Annotated in this window: 2 protein-coding genes; both read right to left on the bottom strand. The window is 57.1% G+C overall.

The genetic code is table 11. From position 1 onward, the window contains the following. Positions 1–1,295 (bottom strand): thiamine pyrophosphate-binding protein (locus tag B3F49_RS01905; protein WP_293908727.1); only part of this gene is annotated, 1,295 nt, incomplete at its 3' end. Continuing rightward, the coding region (gene iolG / locus B3F49_RS01910; protein WP_293908728.1) for an inositol 2-dehydrogenase at positions 1,282–2,328 on the bottom strand (1,047 nt) is incomplete at its 5' end. The genes B3F49_RS01905 and iolG, both read right to left, overlap by 14 nt.

Raw genomic sequence — 2,328 nt, forward strand, 5'->3', positions numbered from 1 at the left:
ACCCGGGTTCTCCATACCCTTTGCATGTCGCTGGGAATCGAACCGGAGCCTGAAACCACGATGGCCGAGGGAGGAAGCAGTCGGTCGTTGAGTTCACCAAGCACCCGTACCTGGGAGAGCGAGGAGGGAACAACTTCCTGATAGAGCCGGTCGACTTCCTCGTTCCATAGCGTTCTTTCGGTTTCAATCGTCTTGCCCCAACGGCTCTTGTAGCCGGCCAGCTGGGGTAAGGAAACCAAAGATTCCAAGGTGAGCTTGGCATCTGCAACGATGGGAAGGCTGTTGAGCTTGTAGGCATCGAAGGGGGCGACATTGATTGAGACAAACTCGCATGCAGGGTTCTGGAAAAGCCATTTCGAACAGGTGGTGAAGTCACCGAAACGAGTGCCGATGCCGATGATCAGGTCACTCTGCTTGGCCAAGCGGTTTGCCGCCTGGCTGCCGGTGGTCCCGATGCCTGAAAGGTTGTAGGGATTGTCCCAAAGGACTGTTCCTTTGCCGGCCTGGGTTTCGGCGAACGGAATTGCATACCGTTCACAGAAAGCTGCCAAGGCATCCCCGGCTTCGCTGTATCGCACACCGCCGCCGCAGATGACCAAGGGCTTTTCTGCCTTGGCGATCAGTTTGGCGAGTCGGTCGAGCTGGAATTGGGTTGGGATTCTTCGTTCAACATAGTGCACCCGCTTGGCAAAGAACTCGGCGGGGTAGTCGTAGGCCATGCCCTGCACATCCTGGGGGAGGGCGATGGTGACGGCTCCGGTCTCGGCGGGGTCGGTGAGCACTCTCATTGCATTGAGCATGGCGCTCATCAGCTGTTCGGGACGGTTGACCCGGTCCCAGTACCGTGATACCGAACGGAATGCGTCGTTGGCAGTATTGGAGTAATCGGTCGGAATCTCTATTTGTTGCAATACGGGGTCGGGCTGGCGGCAGGCAAAGACATCACCGGGTAGCAGGAGCACTGGAATGTGGTTTGCGGTAGCCGTACCGGCACCCACGACCATGTTCAGTGCCCCGGGACCGATGGAGCTGGTCACCGCCATGATTTTTCTCCGGTTGTGCTCCTTGGCGAACGCCGTGGCTGCATGGACCGCTCCTTGTTCGTTCTTTGCTTGATAGAAGGGTAGCTTGTTATTCTCATCAGCCAGAGCCTCCCCGATGCCTACCACGCAACCGTGGCCGAAGATGCCAAAGACACCTTCGACGAATTTAGTCTCCTCCCCGTCGAACCAAAGGTATTGGTTGTCCAGAAAGCGCAGCAGGGCTTGCGCCATAGTCAGTCTAATCGTTGCCATGCGCCTCTCCTTGGAGCCCGAGCTCTTTCTTCATCTCAGCAATGGTCACCGGTCGGCCTTCCTTCAGGCTCTTGCCGGCAGCAAGGGCGGCAACCATATCCTCAAGCCCATCCTCACCGCTGACCAACACGTCGGTATCCTCGACAATGGCCTGGGCGAAGGAGACAACCTCATCCACAAAAGCGTCCTTGTACCGCTCCAGGAAGAAGTAGAGGGGCTTGTCGGAGGTGACATGCTCACTGGTGGCGAGTGTGACGGTCGACGGGGTGTCATTCTCGGCCTTTGCACAGCCTTTGGAGCCGAACACCTCAAGGCGCTGGTCGTAGCCGTAGACTGCCTTGCGGGAGTTGTCGATGACCCCGATCGCCCCGTTGGCGAAGGTGAGTGTGACAATGGCTGTGTCTACATCCCCGGCCTTGCCGATCTCCGGATCGACCAAGACTGCTCCGGTCGCATGGACGCTGACAATTTCGCTGCCGGCCTGATAGCGGGCCATATCGAAGTCATGAATCATCATATCGAGGAAAATACCGCCCGAAACTGCTGCATATGCTGCCGTCGGGGGAGCCGGGTCGCGGCTGGTGATCTTCACAATGTGTACATCTCCGACTTTGCCGGCCTTGGTCAGTTCCCTGACCTGACGGAAGTTGTGGTCGAAGCGGCGGTTGAAGCCAAGCTGCAGCTTAACGTTGTGAGCCTTGGCTGCCTTGATGGCTTCCAAGCCCTTTTTCACCGACAAGTCAATCGGCTTCTCGCAGAAGATATGCTTGCCTTCCTTTGCGGCTGCGATGGTGAAGTCGGCATGGGTTGCAGTGGAACTGCATACCATGATGGCATCGATGTCGGGGTGCTTGATCAAATCCATCGCATCCTTGGTGACAACCCGGATTCCCAGGCCCTTTGCCCAGGCTTCCATCTGCTCATTCATCAAGACGTCGCTGATGCCCACCACCTCGACCGACTTCACGAATTTTGTGATATTCTCTGCATGCAGCTTGCCGATTCGCCCGGCTCCGATAATACCGATTCTTAC

Source organism: Sphaerochaeta sp. UBA5836, assembly GCF_002432845.1.
Taxonomy (GTDB): Bacteria; Spirochaetota; Spirochaetia; order Sphaerochaetales; family Sphaerochaetaceae; genus Sphaerochaeta.